Source organism: Dellaglioa algida DSM 15638 (assembly GCF_001434695.1).
In the GTDB taxonomy this organism is placed as follows: domain Bacteria; phylum Bacillota; class Bacilli; order Lactobacillales; family Lactobacillaceae; genus Dellaglioa; species Dellaglioa algida.
In genome coordinates, this window is record NZ_AZDI01000004.1 from 105,987 (window position 1) to 122,489 (window position 16,503).

The following is a 16,503-nucleotide window of genomic DNA, read 5'->3' on the forward strand; positions in this document are numbered from 1 at the left end:
TATTTATCAAGTATATATGGGCTTTAAGCAATTAATACAGGTGCTTAATCCTTCTAAAAATGGTAAAAAAATATAGTTCGATTATACTATTAATAAGCAATTTAAATCGTGCGCGATTAAGTTGGCTTTTTGTGTCTAACATGTTATTATGTTAGGGACATAAACAATCAGAATAGTTTAGATTAGGTGAAAATTCTTCGGGGGAAGGAAGCAACTTATTATGAAAAAGAAAATATTATTGTATGTAATTAGCGGACTTCTTCTGTTTTTCTTGGGCGGATTAAAAGCAGAAGCGGCAACGAGTACGTGGCCTTCAAGCGTGCCGGCGCCACCACCATCTGCATTGACAATTAGGGACGTTTTTGGAGTTGTCTCGGGAACTAACGCAGATACGAGTTCTAAGTACCCACAAACGGTTATTATAACCCCATATAAAAGGGATCAATTGGGTGGTATTTGGTCAAACAAACGAATTGATTTAAATAATAGTTTTTCTTATGGTATGTGGTTATGGTTAGGTGCTAAAAATGGCCTATACGATGTACCTGACGCGGCATCTGATGGAATAGCGTTCCTTTTGCAGAATGATGTTAAAAAAAATCAGGCAATAGGAACCAATGGTGGTGGTATTGGGGCTTATTCATACGGAAATCAACAAAGTGGAAAAACCAATTATGTTAAGGATTCCTTGGCTATTGAGATGGATAGTTGGTGGAATAATATTGCAAACCTTCCGGCTGAACATTTTGATGAAGATATCCCATATGCGGCAAATTCAAATGGTCATACTGCATTTGTTCAACCGAAAGATCTTGGTAAAAATTCAAAACTAGGACATATTAAGTATTGGTACGAAAAAAATCCAACGACTGATAATAATAAGGATCCTAAATATATGTTAGCCAATAACCATTGGCGTTTATTCAACATCAACTGGGTTCCTAAGGTTACTTGGCAAAATGGAAAACGAATTCTAGGTGGTAAGTTATCATACACGTTTGGAAATAATTATGATCCTAAAACGGGAGCAGTAGATAATAGTACGATTATGCCAGGAGATATGTCGTTAGATATTCCAGATGTTAACACTTACTTTGGTGTTGACTCTTCAACATCTGATCCTTCAAATCAAAGCGTTTTATATGGATTTACGGGATCAACAGGTGGGGCTAATAACTTCCAAGCTGCCAGCATGAATAAATTACCCCAAACAGCAAGTCCAGTTACGCTTAATTTTGTAATTGATGGAACGAATACAAAATTGATTGATCCAATTTCCTTAAATGGTGAGGCGGGCGAGACTTGGAATGGTGCCGATCGAAGACAAGAATGGATTCAGTACAATAAAGAATGGTATCAATATACTGGTAACTACACGGCTGATACCCCCGATTCAAAAGATAATGGAACTTTCTCGGCAACAACTGGCTACAATGTAACGTATAAATACAAAAAACAGACGCCTCCAGAGAATTATGCGCTTAAAAAAGCGGTTAAAAATGTTACCGCCAATGATGCAAATTGGGTGACGGATACGACCGGTAAAACGGGAGATAATATTAGTTACGAGTTAACGTATACCAATTTAACTAATATTTCTTCCGGTGATATCACCGATAAATTACCAAGTAATATCACGTATACCAAAGGTAGTTTACAAATGGCGAGCCCTGATAGTAATTGGGAATATAAAACGATTGATGATAGTATTTTTATTAGTAATCAAACAGTTAAATTTCCGTATGTTATCCCTGCCGGTGGCTCATTTAAATTGAAACTAAATGGTGCAATCAATTCAGGCGTCTCTCCGGGAGACAAGATTATTAATAACGCAACGGCTGGTACGTCTAGTTCAAGCGTTAAGAGTAATGATGCGATAGTGACTATTAATAAGCTACCCTACAAGGGAAGTATTGAAAAAGGCGTTCTTAATGAGACAAATAAAGAGACAAAATATCAGTCCAAAACAAGCGGACAGGTTGATGATTTAGTTAAATATCAAATTAAAGTGAAGCCGGATGCAAACTCGGCTGATAAATTAACAACTATTGATTTAAAAGATGTTGTTAGTGATCCGACAAGTGATTTAGACATTGATAATAACTCAATTTTAGTGACTTATGCGGATGGTTCAACTCAAAAAGAAAGTTCAATTGCTGATATCAAACTTAAAGATATGGTGAAGGGCGAAAGCGCAACAATCACCTACTCAGGAACGGTTAAACGAACAACAGTTGGAGACATTGAAAATAAAGCATCGGTGACTGCCAAAACAAGTGGGAATGAAACGTATTCTGATTCTAGTAAAGCAGATGTCGAAGTGACGGAGCCTCGTAATACTAATATGACGATTCGTTATGTTGATCTCGACGATAATTTAGCGAGTCCAACATATATTAGTACTGAAGTTAGTGCGGCGGGAAAACCTAAAGCAGCTTTATCAACAGTTATTTCTGACAGAGTTGCACCTAAAGTGTTGAATGATTACACGGTTATTTCAGTTACTAATGACACTGATTTAACAAAGGCTAACTGGTCAGATGCTTATAAAGATGATCCTTTGTTCGATTATAAAGACAAGGTGATCACGTATGGGTATAAGAAGGCCATGATTTCGATTGATGCACCTAAGTTATGGGATTTCGGTACAAATGATCCGGCACAATCGGATACAACTTACTATCTAAAGACTGCCGAAAATAAACCGCAGAAAATTTCTGTAGTAGATAACTACGGCGTTCAATCATGGCAATTAAAAGTTCAACAATCAACCGCGTTTATCAGTACTGATACAGATAAACATGAGTTAACTGATGCGCAACTTAGAATTACTAACGGAAATGTAATTGCCAATAAAGACAATACTGCTAAAGGAAATATTAATTCAAAAGATAAATTTAATATTGATACTGGTAGTGAGATTGATCAATTGATGACCTTTACTAAGTTAGGAACTTATCAAGATAACGACGAGAAAAAAGATCAAAGTAGTAAAGATAATCCATATACCAATCCCGGAAAAGGGGCTTGGGATTACCAATTTGGAGATGACAAAACGGCCAACTACAGTGTTGGTTTACATGTTCCAGCAACAACTAAGAGATACAAGACGCATTACCAGACAGAGTTAACATGGTCATTAACGGTTGCGCCGTAGGAGGAAATGAAAGATGAGTAAGAAACAACGATTGGGGCAATTTGGTCTTAGTTTGGGATTACTATTATTTGGATTTATGATGTTGAGCCGGCCAGTACAGGCTGCTGCACAGACACAGAATGCAGATTTTGAAATTCAACCAGTGTTACCTAGCGAACAAGTAGATAATAGTTTACATTATTATGACGTTAACTATGAACCGGGAACAACTCATGTTATTAAAATGAAGGTTCAAAATTTTACGGATCACGAAATGACGCTTAAAAGCGATTTCCAAAATGGAATGACGCAAGATGGCGGTGGTATGAAATTTCAACAATCTATTAAAAATTTGGATGTGAGTTTAAAAATTCCATTCACAACCGTGGCAAGCATAAAAAAAGCGGATCAAACCATTAAATTGGGGCCAAAAGAGGCTACAACTATTTCGGCAACTATCAAAATGCCTAAACAAAAATTTGACGGCATGATTGCCGGTGGTTGGCATTTTATCGAGTATGTAAAAAGTACCGGGAATGCAAAACAATCGGTTTCTAGTAATTATGCTTACATGGTGAGCGTTAATATTAGGGGATCGAAATATGAGGTCTATCCAAAATTAGCCTATGATTCAACAAAACCAATGCTATTCAATAAGCATCCTGCTATGGGAATTAAACTTAGGAATACAGAACCAATGGTCTTGAAGAATGTTACCTTCCAAGCAGTACTCTACAGGGATGGACAGTACAGTAGTCGACGCGTGTTTAATAAAACACAATCAAGTATTGCGCCGAACTCATCAGTCACGCTGCCTATCTCATGGCAATATGAGACGATGAAGCCGGGTAAATATCATGTAGAAGTTAAAGTGAACGGCCAAAATCTGTGGGATTTAAAGAAAATGAATTGGTCATTTAAAAAGACATTTAACGTTACGGGCAAAGAAGCTGATGATATCAATAGTGAAGCAATTAAAAGACCCATTAATTTCTGGTTCTATATTGCAGCAGCTAGTGGGGCAATGATGTTAGCAACGTTAGGTGGCGCAATCTTCGTTTTACGGATGACAGTCTAATGAGACGTAATCACTTTAAATTTCTAAAGGGCATTATGTTGGTTATGTTTAGCGTGATAACTGTTGGCAGATTGTCACAAGGAAGCGTCTCTGCTCAAAAAATCGTTAATGATGAGAGCAAGGCAACGTTTATGCTAATGCCGGAATTACCTAAGGATAACATTGGCGGGAATCATCTCGGTTATTTTAATCTTAAGTTAAGCGCGGATAAAACGCGTCAAATTAGGATTAAAGTCTATAATCCGACCGATAAGGTGTTGTCTATCACGAGTGAAGTGAAGGACGCAACGACAGACGATAACGGAGGAATTGACTACCTCGGACTGCATAAAATTGATCGTAGTTTATTGCCTGAGGTAGGAAACGACATCGTTAAGATGCCAAAGAATCTTAAACTTAAACCGAATGAAACAAAATGGGTAACTATTAAGATTAATCCAGGAAAGACCCTGTTTGCGGGTCAAAAGTTAATGGCCTTGAATCTTAGCTCAGCTGAAACAGATACTAAATCAAGTATTAATAACAAATTTGTGTACGCAATAGGTCTTGTGTTGAATGGGACCGATTTAAAGAAAAAAGAGTATAAAACAATATTATCGGATGGTATTAAAACGCGAATTATTAAAGATCATAAAGCCGCAATCAGTATTAAACTTAAGAATCCAGATCCAAAGTTTCTAAGTAATGTTAAGGTGACTGCGAGTTTACAAAATGATAAGTGGCATATGATTCATTACGATAATGAACTTAAAAATATTAAAATTGCGCCAAATTCGAGTTTTTATGATGATCTTTTATTAAGCGAATTGCGCCTAGTTCCGGGTTTATACAAAATGACGTTAAATGTGAAGACTGATCAATATACAAAAACGATTCACAAGTACGTCAAAATTACGTCGTCAGATGCATCATATATTAATCGAAATAACTACGAATATTTAAAATTTAGAAATATTATTTTAGGTGTTTTGGGTGGTTTAATTTTAATAATAATTGTTACTTGGTTATTAATTAGAAGAAAACGAAAGAGGAGATTAAATGCGAAAATTAGTTAATCGTTTTGGAAAAAAATGGGTGATAACGAGTATGACAATCCTGATGATCGTGTTCTTAATTGTATTCGGGGTAAGTTTAACCTTGGGACTCATTACTTATCATAATTACGATGTTTACACAACGGTAACAATGTAAATCTACGGGATATGATTGCGCTGGTTGTACGCTTAATTAACAATCATAAGTAGTGGCGCTTATAGTAATTAACTATAAGGGTTTTGGAGCACCAACTTTAAAAATGGTTATAGGTTACATTATAACACCGCACAATTTGTGCAAAAAAAATATAGGGGGAATTTCTCATGAAATTCAATAAATTAACTGGTTCAGTTTTAGCAGGGGCAACTTTATTATCATTGCTTGCACCAGCAACAGTATCTGCTGCTACAGAAAATGGCAACGCTGCAGCAAATGGGGGAACAGCATTACCACAAACAGATAATACTAAAGTTGGTATTTCTTTTGGTGATAATACACATAACTCAAACACTGGCTACCTACGTCTTCAAATGGTACCTCATATCTTAGATTTTGGTAACCATACGTTACTTGATGCTGCATATCCTACATTTACAGCTGACGGTATGAATGAAGGTAAGAAAGATAACACACGTTACCCTAACTACGAAAACGGTGATACAAATAAAACAGCCGTTTTAAATACTAAGGGTGATGCTGCTTTATCAAGCGTTGATGGTAAAGCTTGGGCAACTGTTGTTGATAAACAAATCACACGTACAGCTGCAGAAACAGATGCTAAAAATACAGCTGCTTCTGGTGACTGGACATTGAGCGTTAAATCAAACAACGAATTAACAGCTGTTGATTCTCAAGGTAATGCAATGCCAAATGATAGCATTTCAGATGCAACATTATCATTTAAAAACACTGCCTCAGCTCAAACACAAGATGTTTACGGTTTAACACAAGAAGGACAAGATAAAACTTGGACTGACGATGTTGCCGCATTAAAAGCAGCAAATCCAGCACTTGAAACACCTGCTGCCGTATCAACTGTTACACCAAATATTGGTTTAACTTTAGCTAAAACAGCTGGTACAGACGTTACTGTAGCAACAGCTAAAGCTGCTGAAGGACAAGGTGCTAACGTCTTTGGTTGGAATACTAATGATATTAAATTAACAATGCCTAAATCGGCTTCTGTTGATAATGCAGTATACCAAGCTGATTTAACATGGACATTGTCATCAACTGTTGCTTAATTTAATTAAGTAATAGTGACATTTCTTAATAATCATGTAAGAGATCATCCTACCGGGTGGTCTCTTTTTTGCTTTTATATGTTACTAAGCGGTGTACATTGATATGAACATATGATATATTATTCATATGAAAAAAGTTTCACGTGAAAAATAGTTCATATATAGGAGATGTTACAATGCCAGCATTAATAGGATCTACTGTACTTGCATTTATTTCAACAAATATCGATTATTTGTTAATTTTAATTATTATTTTTGCGAAGTATAAGAATAAACATGATGATAAACTAATATTCATAGGTGAGTTATTGGGTAGTGGGACACTGATAGGGGTAAGTCTGATCGTCGCATTCTGGTTAAAGATGATTCCGGAAGAATGGATTTTAGGATTTTTAGGAATCATTCCAATTGTTATGGGAATAAAAATGTATTTTGGTGACGAAGATGAAGGCAATGAAGTTCGTGAAAAATTAGGGAAACCACAGCGTAGCATCATATTAAGTGTTATTATGATAACTATTGCAACTTGTGGTCCTGATAATCTTGCCATCTATGTACCCTTTTTCACAACGTTAAACGCTGGCGATATACCAATCGTGTTGGGATTATTCTTTATATTCTTGTGCATGATTACTTGGTTAAGTAAAATGATTACTAATTTGCCAAAGATCCAAGTATTTTTTGAAAGATTTGGCGATTTAATTACGTTACTTGTTTACGTCTTCTTGGGGATCTATATCTTACTAGAGAGCGGGACCATTCAACACTTTATTTAGGAGGAAAATGATGCAACCGTATAAAGAAATTCCGGCGGATGAACTTGATGAATCAATCATGTTAACTAAATTATTGAATAATCGAATAAGATTACAATTAATTTACTTGCTGGAACAACATGAATACAATGTGACTGAATTATCTAAAATATTGGATATTGAGCAAACAAACTTGTCGCATCAATTAAGTTTACTAAAAACGCATCAAATCATTAGCCAACGACGAGAAGGTAAGTTGATGTATTATCGCATTGATGATCCACATATCATTGAAACGATGACGGCGTTACTACAACATGCTAAACATGTCGCTCATGGAAAAACTTGTGATGGTAAAATATGATAGAAAAAATGACTAACTTCGTTTATTTGAAGTTAGTCATTTTTTTCTAAATTACTTGATGTTTAAATGGACCCTAACGGATTTGAACCGTCGACCTTCTACTTGCGGAGCAGACGCTCTCCCAACTGAGCTAAGGGCCCGAATAGCTTTATAATACACTAAATATATGAAATTAAAAGTAAAAAATGACTTTTTAAGTAATTTTTTCTAAATAATAATAGTTCTCAATTAAATAGCGCACGGTTAAATTCTTTTTTGAATAAATAATGTTGTCGCAAAGGGATTACCAAGGGGTCAGAAAAGTATTGATTTTGATAGTTTTGACTGTGAATGAGAATGGACCTAAACTTAATGACTAGAGAGTATTTAACTTTAGATAGTTTATAAAATGAATAAGGGGGATAAAACTATGCTACAGAAAATAACATTGGCGGAAAAAATTAACATACTGCGTGCGGGTGTGATGGGTGCTAATGATGGCATTATCTCAATTTCCGGGATTGTGCTCGGTGTTGCGGGCGCCGCCGTGAATAATTTTGGAATCTTTATTGCGGGGATCGCAGGGATGTTTGCGGGAATGTTCGCAATGGCAGCAGGGGAGTATGTATCTGTGAATACACAAAAAGATACGGAAAAAGCGGCAACAGACGTGCAGGCAAAAAATATAAAAACGCATTTTAATGATGAAAGAAATGACTTGGTAGCCTATTATCAAAAACAGGGTATTTCTGAGGATGTCGCTGTAGATATTGCAGATGAGCTGATGAAAAAAGATGCTGTTTTAGTAACGGTAAAAGAAAAATATGGGATTGATCCAGATCACTACACGAACCCATGGCATGCGGCAGTTGCTTCGATGTTATTATTCCCGGTTGGTGCCGCTTTACCTTTATTAGCGATAACATTATTCCCTAAACAGATTAGAATTTCAATGACAATCATGGCAGTTATTTTTTCTTTGATATTGACGGGCTACGTCAGTGCAACGCTCGGAAACTCCAGTCGCAAATTAGCCATAATGCGCAATGTTATTTCTGGACTTTTAACGATGGCAATGACTTATTTTATTGGACACTTATTCGCGTAGAAGGAGGAAATAATGACAGATAGAAAGAAAATATCATTAGGCGCGGAGTTAAATATATTACGTGCTGGAGTATTAGGATCAAATGACGGAATTTTAACTGTTGCGGGCGTTGTCTTCGGAGTGGCGGCAGCAACATCAAGTCCATTTGCCGTTTTTATCGCCGGAATATCAGATCTGTTGGCAGTTGCATTTTCGATGGCATCCGGCGAATATGTTTCTGTTAGCACGCAAAAAGATACAGAAAAGGCAGCTGTCGAAACACAAAAGCGCAGATTAATTGAAGAACCTGAGGAAGAACGTCAAATGGTAATCGCTGCTTATTTGGAAAAAGGTGTCTCGAAATCTTTGGCAATTAAGGTAGCGGATAATATTATGGAAAATAATGCATTAGAAGGAACCGTCAAAGAAAGATATGGGATTGAAATTGGCGATTACGTGAATCCGTGGGATGCCGTTTTTTCATCAATGCTTGCGGCGTCGTTAGGTGGTGTGTTTCCATTGCTTTCGATGACTTTTTTACCCGAAAACATTAAAATGTGGGGAACAGCCGTGGTTGTCACCTTTGCGTTAGCGTTAACAGGCTTTATTAGCGCGTCATTAGGAAGTGCGAGAAAAGGACCAGCAATATTACGTAACGTTATAGCGGGGTTAGTAACGATGGTTGTAACGTATTATATTGGATTACTATTTGCTTAAAATGTTTCATGTGAAACATCGATAATGATGGGATAAAAAAAGCGTAAACCGTTAGGTCTACGCTTTTTCATTTATTTAAGGATTATTTGTTAACAGTACCAGCAAATGAAGCAGGGAAGTATGCTAATGTACCAACTTTAACATTTTGACCAGGTTCTGGAGCAGCGATGTATTGGCCACCACCTAAGTAGATACCAACATGGTATGTAGAACCTTGTGCTCCCCAGAATAATAAGTCTCCTGGTTGAGCAGCAGCAGTTGATTTCTTAGTAACATTTGATTCTTGTCCAACAGTATTACGGTTTAAGTTGATACCAACTTTAGCGAATACATATTGTGTGAAACCTGAGCAATCAAAACCTGAAGGAGTTGATCCGCCCCAAACATAAGGAGTACCTATGTATGATTTGGCAACAGAGATAACTTTGCTTGCTGAGTAACTTGCTGTTTGTGTTGTAGAACTTTCAGCAGTATCAGTATTTGAAGTAGCAGCATCGTTATTACTTGTTGAAGCTGTATTTGTGTTAGTAGTTGTATTGTCAGTAGCAACATTTGTTGTTGAAGCAGTGTTTGAACTAGCAACAGTGTTGTTAGTAGAAGGGTTAGATACTTCAGCAGTAGGAGCTGCAGCTGGCTTTTCGGTAACAACTTTTTCAGGAACAGTTGTTTTTGAAACTGATCCAGTTAAGTTCAATGTTTGACCAGGATTGATCATTGAACCTGAAGTTAAACCGTTAGCATCAAGCAATGCCGAGATAGTAATACCATTTGCTTGAGCGATTGACCAGAATGAATCCCCATTCTTAACTGTTACTGTTTTACCATCTGCAGAAACTGCTGATTCTGTTGCTTTAGGTGCTGTTTCAACAGGTTTAGCAGCAACTTCTGGTGTAGCTGTTTTAGCTGGTGCTGGAGTAACTGTTTCAGCTGGTTTAGCGGCAACTTCTGGTGTAGTTGTCTTAACTGGTGCTGGAGTAACTGTTTTAGCTGGTTTAGCAGTCGTAACGACTGCTTTTGATCCAGTTAATGTTAATTTTTGGCCAGGTAAGATAAGTGCTGAGTTGTCAGCAAAGCCATTAGCTGAGCGAAGAGCTGCGATTGAAATGCCATTTGCTTGAGCAATTGACCATAATGAATCGCCACTTTTAACAGTAACTGATGTTTTGTTTGCTGAGTTATCAGCAGGAAGTGTAGCAACAACGCTTGTTTTTGTCGAGTTTGCGTCGCTATCTTTTGTAGGGATGTTTAATGATTGGCCCATTGTAATAATATGAGAATTTGAGTCAATGTTGTTTAAAGTTTCGATTGTTTTGATTGAAACGCCGTACTTTTGAGAAAATGCCCAAACGGTATCGTTTGTTTGAACTTTAACTGTTGCTGCATCAGCACTTGCATTAGATGCAAGAAGGAGGCCAGCGGTACCAACTGTACCGAGTAATAATGATTTAATTGTGTTATTCAAATTGAGTCACATCTACTTTCTTTTTTTATTTGTTTTATACTATAGTAACCATTGTAACTGGTTCGTGTTGCAGTTAAATGCGAAAACTATTACAATTCGGGGAAATACTGTAATAAACACTAATAAACGCTTACATACACGTATTTTAAATGTTTTATGTAATTATAATGAATTTTGATTATTGATAAAACACGTTATTTATATTGATTTAAAGGCAATTAACGTATTGTCCCACTAAAAATAGATCTTTAGAAATATTACAAAAATGTTACGAAAATCTTATGTTTTAACTACTAGAACTAAATAAAACTATACCAGTCGTTTTACATAGTTGCAAATGAAATTTTTAATTTAAATAGAAAGGGATTTCATTGTCTGGTATCATATGAATTATTAGACGTTGAAAGTTCGTAAATAGTTGGCGTATAATTAACCATAATAAAGGGATAAAAATACGTAACGATTGGGTGGAATTATGAAAAAAATAGGTAAAGAAATAATGAGTTGGATCATACCAATCGCGGTAGGACTAATAATTGCAATGCTATTAAAAACATTCGTTGTCACAATGGTACGCGTTGATGGGCCGTCAATGCAGCCGAACTTAGTTAACAACGAACATGTAGCAGTTGTTAAGGTAATTGATATTAAACGCTATAGTACTGTTGTTTTTGACGCATACGGTGTAGATCCGGACGCAACGGATGGTCAAGAGTATGTTAAACGTGTTATCGGAATGCCTGGTGATACAGTGGCATTTAAAAATGACCATGTCTATGTCAATGATAAAGAAATTTCGGAGCCTTATATTTCAACCTATCAAAAGACAACAGGAACAAGGGTCCAGGGGATAAATGCTAAGGACTGGTCATTTAAATCATTGGCCATGGATAATCAGTGGACTAAAGATAGTTCGGTTACTAAAGTTCCGGCAGGTAAATATTTTGTTTTAGGGGATCATCGTTCGGTGTCTAACGATAGTCGTTATTGGGGATTCGTTGACAAGTCGAAAATTCAGGGTGTCGTAAAAGTCCCATTCTGGAATTTCAACAAGTCCGAACATAAATACATTTACTAATTGCATTAAAAATGCAAAAAAATAATTCGATTGAAGAGGAGATTTTATTATGACAAAAACACCAATTATTTTAGATTGTGATCCAGGACATGATGACGCATTAGCATTAATGATGGTCATTGCTTCACCAGAATTTGATTTACGTGCAGTAACAACGTCTGCCGGGAATCAAACGCCTGATAAAACATTTGATAATGCTTGTCGACTACTAACATTAATGGAACGAACGGATATTCCGGTTGCTAGTGGTAATAAAAAACCTTTACTTCAAGAATTAATGATCGCTGATGCCGTTCACGGGGATACTGGGGTTGATGGAACAGTATTGCCTAAATCAGAGATTCCAGCAACTAACTTAACGGCAATTGAACTAATTGCTGAGACGCTTTCTAAGAGTGCCGAAAAAGTCACAATGGTAGTAACAGGTCCAATGACAAATATGGCTTTATTCTTAGCCGTATATCCTGAATTAAAAAGTAAAATTGAAAAAATTGTCTTCATGGGTGGATCAACTGATGTAGGAAATGTTAAGCCTGGTTCAGAATTTAATATCGCCGTAGATCCAGAATCAGCAAAAATGGTTTTGAATGATTCAATTCCATTAGTTATGGCCGGCTTGAATTTAACTCATCAGGCACAAATCTTGGATGCAGAAATTGAAGAAATTGGTAAGATTAACAACAAAGTAGCGCAATCAGCATACGGATTGTTGAAATTTTACGGTATTTATTATGGCCAAGAAAAATGGGGATTCCAAGGTATTCCTTTACATGATCCTTGCACGATTGCTTGGATGCTACAGCCAGAATTATTCACGAGTGGTCACTATCATGTTGATGTTGAAGTTAATGGTGATCTTACTCGAGGCGAAACGATTGTCGACAAATTTGATTTGTTAGGCCTCGAAAAAAATACAGAGGTTCTGTTGTCTATTGACCGTACAAAATTTGTTGAATTATTAATTTCAAAACTTAAAAAATTTGATGAGTTAGTAGGATAGTAAATCTTACAGGTGGCTTGTATTTCTGGACTAAATACGTTAAAGTTAAACAGGACGTGAAACATCGTTTTGTTTCACAAATAACGGAGGGCCAGTCATATGAATCCAGAAGAATTTCGTCAATCATTAGCTGAAAAAGGTATCAATTTAACAGACAGACAAATGGCACAATTTGAAATTTACTATGAATTTTTAGTAATGACAAATGAAAACCTTAATCTGACTGCTATTACAGAAAAGTCAGACGTTTATTTGAAGCATTTTTATGATTCTTTAACGCCTGCTTTTTATTCAAAAGAAATACAAAGCGAGCCCTTATCTATTTGTGACGTCGGCGCTGGTGCCGGTTTTCCTTCAATTCCACTGAAGATTGCTTTCCCGCAATTAACGGTGACTATTGTTGATTCGTTGAACAAGCGTATCAACTTTTTGAATGAATTGGCGGACAAATTAGATATTACAGGGGTTGCTTTTTTTCATAATCGCGCAGAAGAATTTGCGGGTAAGAAAAGCTTATACAGAGAACAATACGATATTGTAACGGCACGCGCAGTTGCCAGATTGAGCGTGTTATTTGAATTATGTTTACCGTTAGTTAAGCTAAATGGTCAATTTATTGCATTAAAAGCGCAAAAAATGGACGAGGAACTAGCCGACGCCGAATATGCTATCAAGCTTTTAGGCGGTCAGGTTAAAGTTAATCATGAATTTAATTTACCAATTTCTAATGACGAACGTCATTTATTAGTAGTTGATAAAATTAAATTAAGTCCTAAGAAGTACCCTAGAAAGGCGGGCGTCCCTGGACGGACACCGCTTGTAGCTAAGTTATAGTCAGGAGGTCGTCAGAAAATGGCATTTTCATTTTTAGGAAATCGTAAAAATCAACAAGAAGATGAAACGAATCAAAAGAAGGTTAGTGACATTTCTATTGCGGCTATTATTCCCAATCGATTTCAACCTCGTCGAGTCTTCGATAATCAAAAAATTGAGGAATTGGCACAAACCATTAAAGAACATGGTTTGTTGCAACCTATTATTTTAAGAGAATATGAGACGGGAAAATATGAAATTATTGCTGGGGAACGTCGTTTTCGAGCGGTAACTTCATTAGATTGGAAAGAAATACCGGCAATTATTCGCGAGATGAATGACGACCAAGCGGCATCAATGGCACTGATTGAAAACTTACAACGAGAAGAGTTAACTGCGATTGAAGAAGCGGAAGCATACAGTAAATTAATGGACTTGAACCACCTATCGCAGTCTAAATTGGCTGAAAACATGGGTAAGAGTCAGGCGTTTATTGCGAATAAATTACGGTTGCTAAAGCTAGAACATGAAGTGCAGACGGCAATTATGTCACAACAAATATCCGAGCGTCATGGTCGGGCGATGGTTAATTTAGAACCTACCGCACAAAAGAAATTACTAAAACGTATTTTAAAAGAAAAATTAACAGTTAAAGAAACTGAATTACTCATTGCAGAGGATAAAGGTAAACCAGAACCAAAAGAAAATGAAAAAAAAGTTACAAAAAAAGCTAATCCTGATAAACGATTAGTTCTTAACACATTGAAACAGGCCGTTAAAGTTATAGAAGATAACGGTGTTACCATTAAATCAAAACAAGAAAAAACTGATTCAGGATATCGCGTCATTATTGATGTGGTTGAATCAAAAAAGGAGGGTTAATCAAATATGGGAATTGTTATTTCATTAGCGAACCAAAAAGGCGGCGTTGGTAAAACAACAACAAGCGTGAACTTAGGCGCCTGCTTGGCCGAATTAGGTCAACGAGTCTTATTAATCGATACAGATGCCCAAGGAAATTCAACAAGTGGTGTTGGTATCGAAAAATCAACCATTAAAAAAGATATTTACGATGTTTTAGTTAATGAATTTCCAATTAAGGACACTATTCTTCCTACGAATCATAAAGGGTTAGATATTGTTCCCGCAACAATTCAATTAGCCGGTGCCGAAATTGAATTAACACCACAAATGGCGCGTGAAACACGTCTATTGGATGCCATCAAAACAATTGAAGATCAATATGATTATATTTTAATTGATTGCCCGCCATCACTTGGCTTGATTACAATCAACGCTTTTACGGCCAGCAAATCAATTTTAATTCCTGTTCAAAGCGAGTATTACGCCTTGGAAGGTTTGAGCCAATTATTGAATACAATTCGCTTGGTTCAAAAACATTTTAATCCAGATTTAGCTATTGAAGGCGTTCTGATGACAATGTACGATGCGCGAACGAATTTAGGCGCAGAAGTTGTTTCTGAAGTTCAAAAATATTTTGCAGAAAAAGTTTACAAAACGATTATTCCGCGAAATGTCCGCTTGTCCGAAGCACCTAGTCATGGGATGGCAATTATCGATTACGATCCTAAGTCAAAGGGTGCTCAAGTTTATATGGAATTGGCAAAGGAAGTGTTAAAGGCGCATGGCAAATAATAAAAAAGGCCTTGGAAAAGGCATCAACGCATTATTTCAAGATGAGCTTGACCAGTACGATGACACAAAAGAATCTATTGTCCGTCTGAATTTAGATGAGATTCGGCCCAACCCTTATCAACCACGTAAAACGTTTAATGAAGATGCGCTAAAGGAATTAGCGGCTTCAATTAAAAAATCGGGTGTCTTTCAACCAATCATCGTTAGAGAATCAGTGATTAAAGGTTACGAAATTATTGCCGGGGAACGTCGTTTTCGCGCATCTAAATTAGCCGGTGTGGCTGACGTTCCAGCAATTGTTAGAACGATGACCGAAGAATCAATGATGGAAGTTGCAATTTTAGAAAATCTACAGCGAGAAGAGTTATCTCCTTTAGAAGAGGCAGAAGCTTATAATACGTTGATGGAGAAATTAAATCTAACACAATCACAAGTTTCAGAACGGTTGGGCAAAAGTCGACCATATATCGCTAACTATTTACGCTTGCTAGGGTTGCCTCATGCGGTCAAAGAATTAATTCAGGCTGACCAATTATCAATGGGTCAAGCGCGAACGTTGTTGTCACTTAAAGACAAACAAAAAATTGGTACGTTAGCTAAAAGGACGGTTAAAGAAAATTTAACTGTTCGTGAATTAGAAAAAGTAATTGCCCAAATGAATGGCGAGAGTAAAAAGAATACTAAAAAAACGAACGACAGTGAAAAGTCAATTTACGTTCAACAAAGTGAGAATTTATTAAAAGAAAAATTTGGTACACAGGTCTCTATTCAGCAAAGTAAAAAAAATGATAAAGGTAAAATCGAAATTGATTATTTATCAACGGATGATTTGAACCGAATCTTAGACTTACTTGATATTTCACTAGATTAGGAGGTTAGTCGATATGTATGACTTACACGATATTGTTGAAATGAAAAAGCCGCATCCCTGTGGAACTAACCGCTGGGAAATTGTCCGAATGGGGATGGATATCCGCATTAAATGTTTAGGCTGCGGACACCTTATTCTATTATCCAGACGAGAATTTGAAAAAAAGATGAAAAAAATGTTAGAAAAAGCTACGCCAGAAGATAATACAAAATAAATGAAAAGAGTGAC

At 36.5% G+C, this 16,503-nt stretch carries 17 protein-coding genes and 1 tRNA gene; 16 read left to right on the forward strand and 2 right to left on the reverse strand.

The features are described 5' to 3' along the window. The first annotated feature begins 220 nt into the window (after window positions 1–220). From FC66_RS04370 to FC66_RS04395, 7 genes are all read left to right on the forward strand, one after another. Window positions 221–3,157 (forward strand): lectin-like domain-containing protein, encoded by a 2,937-nt coding sequence (locus FC66_RS04370; RefSeq protein ID WP_057974170.1) that lies wholly within the window; start codon window positions 221–223, stop codon window positions 3,155–3,157. A gap of 13 nt (window positions 3,158–3,170) precedes the next feature. Further along, on the forward strand, window positions 3,171–4,214 hold the full coding sequence (locus FC66_RS04375) for a WxLIP family cell surface protein (protein WP_057974171.1): 1,044 nt from the start codon (window positions 3,171–3,173) through the stop codon (window positions 4,212–4,214). Further along, on the forward strand, window positions 4,214–5,269 hold the full coding sequence (locus tag FC66_RS04380; RefSeq protein WP_057974172.1) for a WxL protein host-binding domain-containing protein: 1,056 nt from the start codon (window positions 4,214–4,216) through the stop codon (window positions 5,267–5,269). The genes FC66_RS04375 and FC66_RS04380 overlap by 1 nt, the downstream gene beginning before the upstream one ends. Next, window positions 5,253–5,405, forward strand: coding sequence for a hypothetical protein (locus tag FC66_RS07960; RefSeq protein ID WP_157051989.1), 153 nt, complete (start codon window positions 5,253–5,255; stop codon window positions 5,403–5,405). Before FC66_RS04380 ends, FC66_RS07960 begins: the two co-directional genes overlap by 17 nt. Window positions 5,406–5,572: 167 nt before the next feature. Next, window positions 5,573–6,493, forward strand: coding sequence for a WxL domain-containing protein (locus FC66_RS04385; RefSeq protein WP_057974173.1), 921 nt, complete (start codon window positions 5,573–5,575; stop codon window positions 6,491–6,493). A gap of 176 nt (window positions 6,494–6,669) precedes the next feature. Then, on the forward strand, window positions 6,670–7,269 hold the full coding sequence (locus tag FC66_RS04390) for a cadmium resistance transporter (RefSeq protein WP_057974174.1): 600 nt from the start codon (window positions 6,670–6,672) through the stop codon (window positions 7,267–7,269). 7 nt (window positions 7,270–7,276) lie between these two features. Then, window positions 7,277–7,612: an ArsR/SmtB family transcription factor gene (locus FC66_RS04395; protein ID WP_057974175.1), complete on the forward strand. Its 336-nt coding sequence runs from the start codon at window positions 7,277–7,279 to the stop codon at window positions 7,610–7,612. A 67-nt stretch (window positions 7,613–7,679) separates the two neighbouring features. Here FC66_RS04395 and FC66_RS04400 read toward each other — a convergent pair. Next, window positions 7,680–7,752: transfer RNA gene (locus tag FC66_RS04400), tRNA-Ala, on the reverse strand. A gap of 269 nt (window positions 7,753–8,021) precedes the next feature. On the opposite strand from FC66_RS04400, the gene FC66_RS04405 reads away from it, so the two are divergent. Both FC66_RS04405 and FC66_RS04410 read left to right on the forward strand, forming a co-directional pair. Beyond that, the gene (locus FC66_RS04405) at window positions 8,022–8,699 is read left to right on the forward strand and encodes a VIT1/CCC1 transporter family protein (RefSeq protein WP_157051990.1); all 678 of its coding nucleotides are present in this window, start codon (window positions 8,022–8,024) and stop codon (window positions 8,697–8,699) included. A 12-nt stretch (window positions 8,700–8,711) separates the two neighbouring features. Beyond that, window positions 8,712–9,395, forward strand: a complete 684-nt coding sequence (locus FC66_RS04410; protein ID WP_057974177.1) for a VIT1/CCC1 transporter family protein — start codon at window positions 8,712–8,714, stop codon at window positions 9,393–9,395. Between the two features lie 82 nt (window positions 9,396–9,477). Here the strand turns inward: FC66_RS04410 and FC66_RS04415 are convergent, their stop codons facing one another. After that, window positions 9,478–10,857: a C40 family peptidase gene (locus tag FC66_RS04415; protein WP_057974178.1), complete on the reverse strand. Its 1,380-nt coding sequence runs from the start codon at window positions 10,855–10,857 to the stop codon at window positions 9,478–9,480. Window positions 10,858–11,332: 475 nt separating this feature from the next. Here FC66_RS04415 and lepB point away from each other — a divergent pair, with 475 nt between their 5' ends. The 7 genes from lepB to FC66_RS04450 all read left to right on the forward strand — a co-directional run bounded on the left by lepB (window position 11,333) and on the right by FC66_RS04450 (window position 16,489). Beyond that, window positions 11,333–11,935: a signal peptidase I gene (gene lepB, locus FC66_RS04420; protein ID WP_057974179.1), complete on the forward strand. Its 603-nt coding sequence runs from the start codon at window positions 11,333–11,335 to the stop codon at window positions 11,933–11,935. Between the two features lie 49 nt (window positions 11,936–11,984). Next, entirely contained in the window at window positions 11,985–12,935 is a 951-nt protein-coding gene (rihA, locus tag FC66_RS04425) for a pyrimidine-specific ribonucleoside hydrolase RihA (protein WP_057974180.1), read from the forward strand. 99 nt (window positions 12,936–13,034) lie between these two features. After that, window positions 13,035–13,769, forward strand: coding sequence for a 16S rRNA (guanine(527)-N(7))-methyltransferase RsmG (gene rsmG / locus FC66_RS04430; protein WP_057974181.1), 735 nt, complete (start codon window positions 13,035–13,037; stop codon window positions 13,767–13,769). A gap of 18 nt (window positions 13,770–13,787) precedes the next feature. After that, window positions 13,788–14,630 (forward strand): nucleoid occlusion protein, encoded by an 843-nt coding sequence (gene noc / locus FC66_RS04435; RefSeq protein WP_057974182.1) that lies wholly within the window; start codon window positions 13,788–13,790, stop codon window positions 14,628–14,630. A gap of 6 nt (window positions 14,631–14,636) precedes the next feature. Next, window positions 14,637–15,404, forward strand: a complete 768-nt coding sequence (locus FC66_RS04440; RefSeq protein ID WP_057974183.1) for a ParA family protein — start codon at window positions 14,637–14,639, stop codon at window positions 15,402–15,404. Then, entirely contained in the window at window positions 15,394–16,275 is an 882-nt protein-coding gene (locus FC66_RS04445) for a ParB/RepB/Spo0J family partition protein (RefSeq protein WP_057974184.1), read from the forward strand. The genes FC66_RS04440 and FC66_RS04445 overlap by 11 nt, the downstream gene beginning before the upstream one ends. Before the next feature lie 13 nt (window positions 16,276–16,288). Continuing rightward, window positions 16,289–16,489, forward strand: a complete 201-nt coding sequence (locus FC66_RS04450) for a DUF951 domain-containing protein (protein ID WP_057974185.1) — start codon at window positions 16,289–16,291, stop codon at window positions 16,487–16,489. Window positions 16,490–16,503 lie beyond the last annotated feature (14 nt).

What these genes read in the sequence shown, in the direction of transcription:
- FC66_RS04395 (WP_057974175.1), top strand. Translation starts at nt 7,277, where the DNA reads ATGATGCAACCGTATAAAGAAATTCCGGCGGATGAACTTGATGAATCA.
- FC66_RS04375 (WP_057974171.1), top strand. Translation starts at nt 3,171, where the DNA reads ATGAGTAAGAAACAACGATTGGGGCAATTTGGTCTTAGTTTGGGATTA.
- FC66_RS04405 (WP_157051990.1), top strand. Translation starts at nt 8,022, where the DNA reads ATGCTACAGAAAATAACATTGGCGGAAAAAATTAACATACTGCGTGCG.
- FC66_RS04390 (WP_057974174.1), top strand. Translation starts at nt 6,670, where the DNA reads ATGCCAGCATTAATAGGATCTACTGTACTTGCATTTATTTCAACAAAT.
- noc (WP_057974182.1), top strand. Translation starts at nt 13,788, where the DNA reads ATGGCATTTTCATTTTTAGGAAATCGTAAAAATCAACAAGAAGATGAA.
- FC66_RS04380 (WP_057974172.1), top strand. Translation starts at nt 4,214, where the DNA reads ATGAGACGTAATCACTTTAAATTTCTAAAGGGCATTATGTTGGTTATG.
- FC66_RS04385 (WP_057974173.1), top strand. Translation starts at nt 5,573, where the DNA reads ATGAAATTCAATAAATTAACTGGTTCAGTTTTAGCAGGGGCAACTTTA.
- FC66_RS04450 (WP_057974185.1), top strand. Translation starts at nt 16,289, where the DNA reads ATGTATGACTTACACGATATTGTTGAAATGAAAAAGCCGCATCCCTGT.
- FC66_RS07960 (WP_157051989.1), top strand. Translation starts at nt 5,253, where the DNA reads ATGCGAAAATTAGTTAATCGTTTTGGAAAAAAATGGGTGATAACGAGT.
- FC66_RS04410 (WP_057974177.1), top strand. Translation starts at nt 8,712, where the DNA reads ATGACAGATAGAAAGAAAATATCATTAGGCGCGGAGTTAAATATATTA.
- FC66_RS04370 (WP_057974170.1), top strand. Translation starts at nt 221, where the DNA reads ATGAAAAAGAAAATATTATTGTATGTAATTAGCGGACTTCTTCTGTTT.
- FC66_RS04440 (WP_057974183.1), top strand. Translation starts at nt 14,637, where the DNA reads ATGGGAATTGTTATTTCATTAGCGAACCAAAAAGGCGGCGTTGGTAAA.
- rihA (WP_057974180.1), top strand. Translation starts at nt 11,985, where the DNA reads ATGACAAAAACACCAATTATTTTAGATTGTGATCCAGGACATGATGAC.
- FC66_RS04445 (WP_057974184.1), top strand. Translation starts at nt 15,394, where the DNA reads ATGGCAAATAATAAAAAAGGCCTTGGAAAAGGCATCAACGCATTATTT.
- rsmG (WP_057974181.1), top strand. Translation starts at nt 13,035, where the DNA reads ATGAATCCAGAAGAATTTCGTCAATCATTAGCTGAAAAAGGTATCAAT.
- lepB (WP_057974179.1), top strand. Translation starts at nt 11,333, where the DNA reads ATGAAAAAAATAGGTAAAGAAATAATGAGTTGGATCATACCAATCGCG.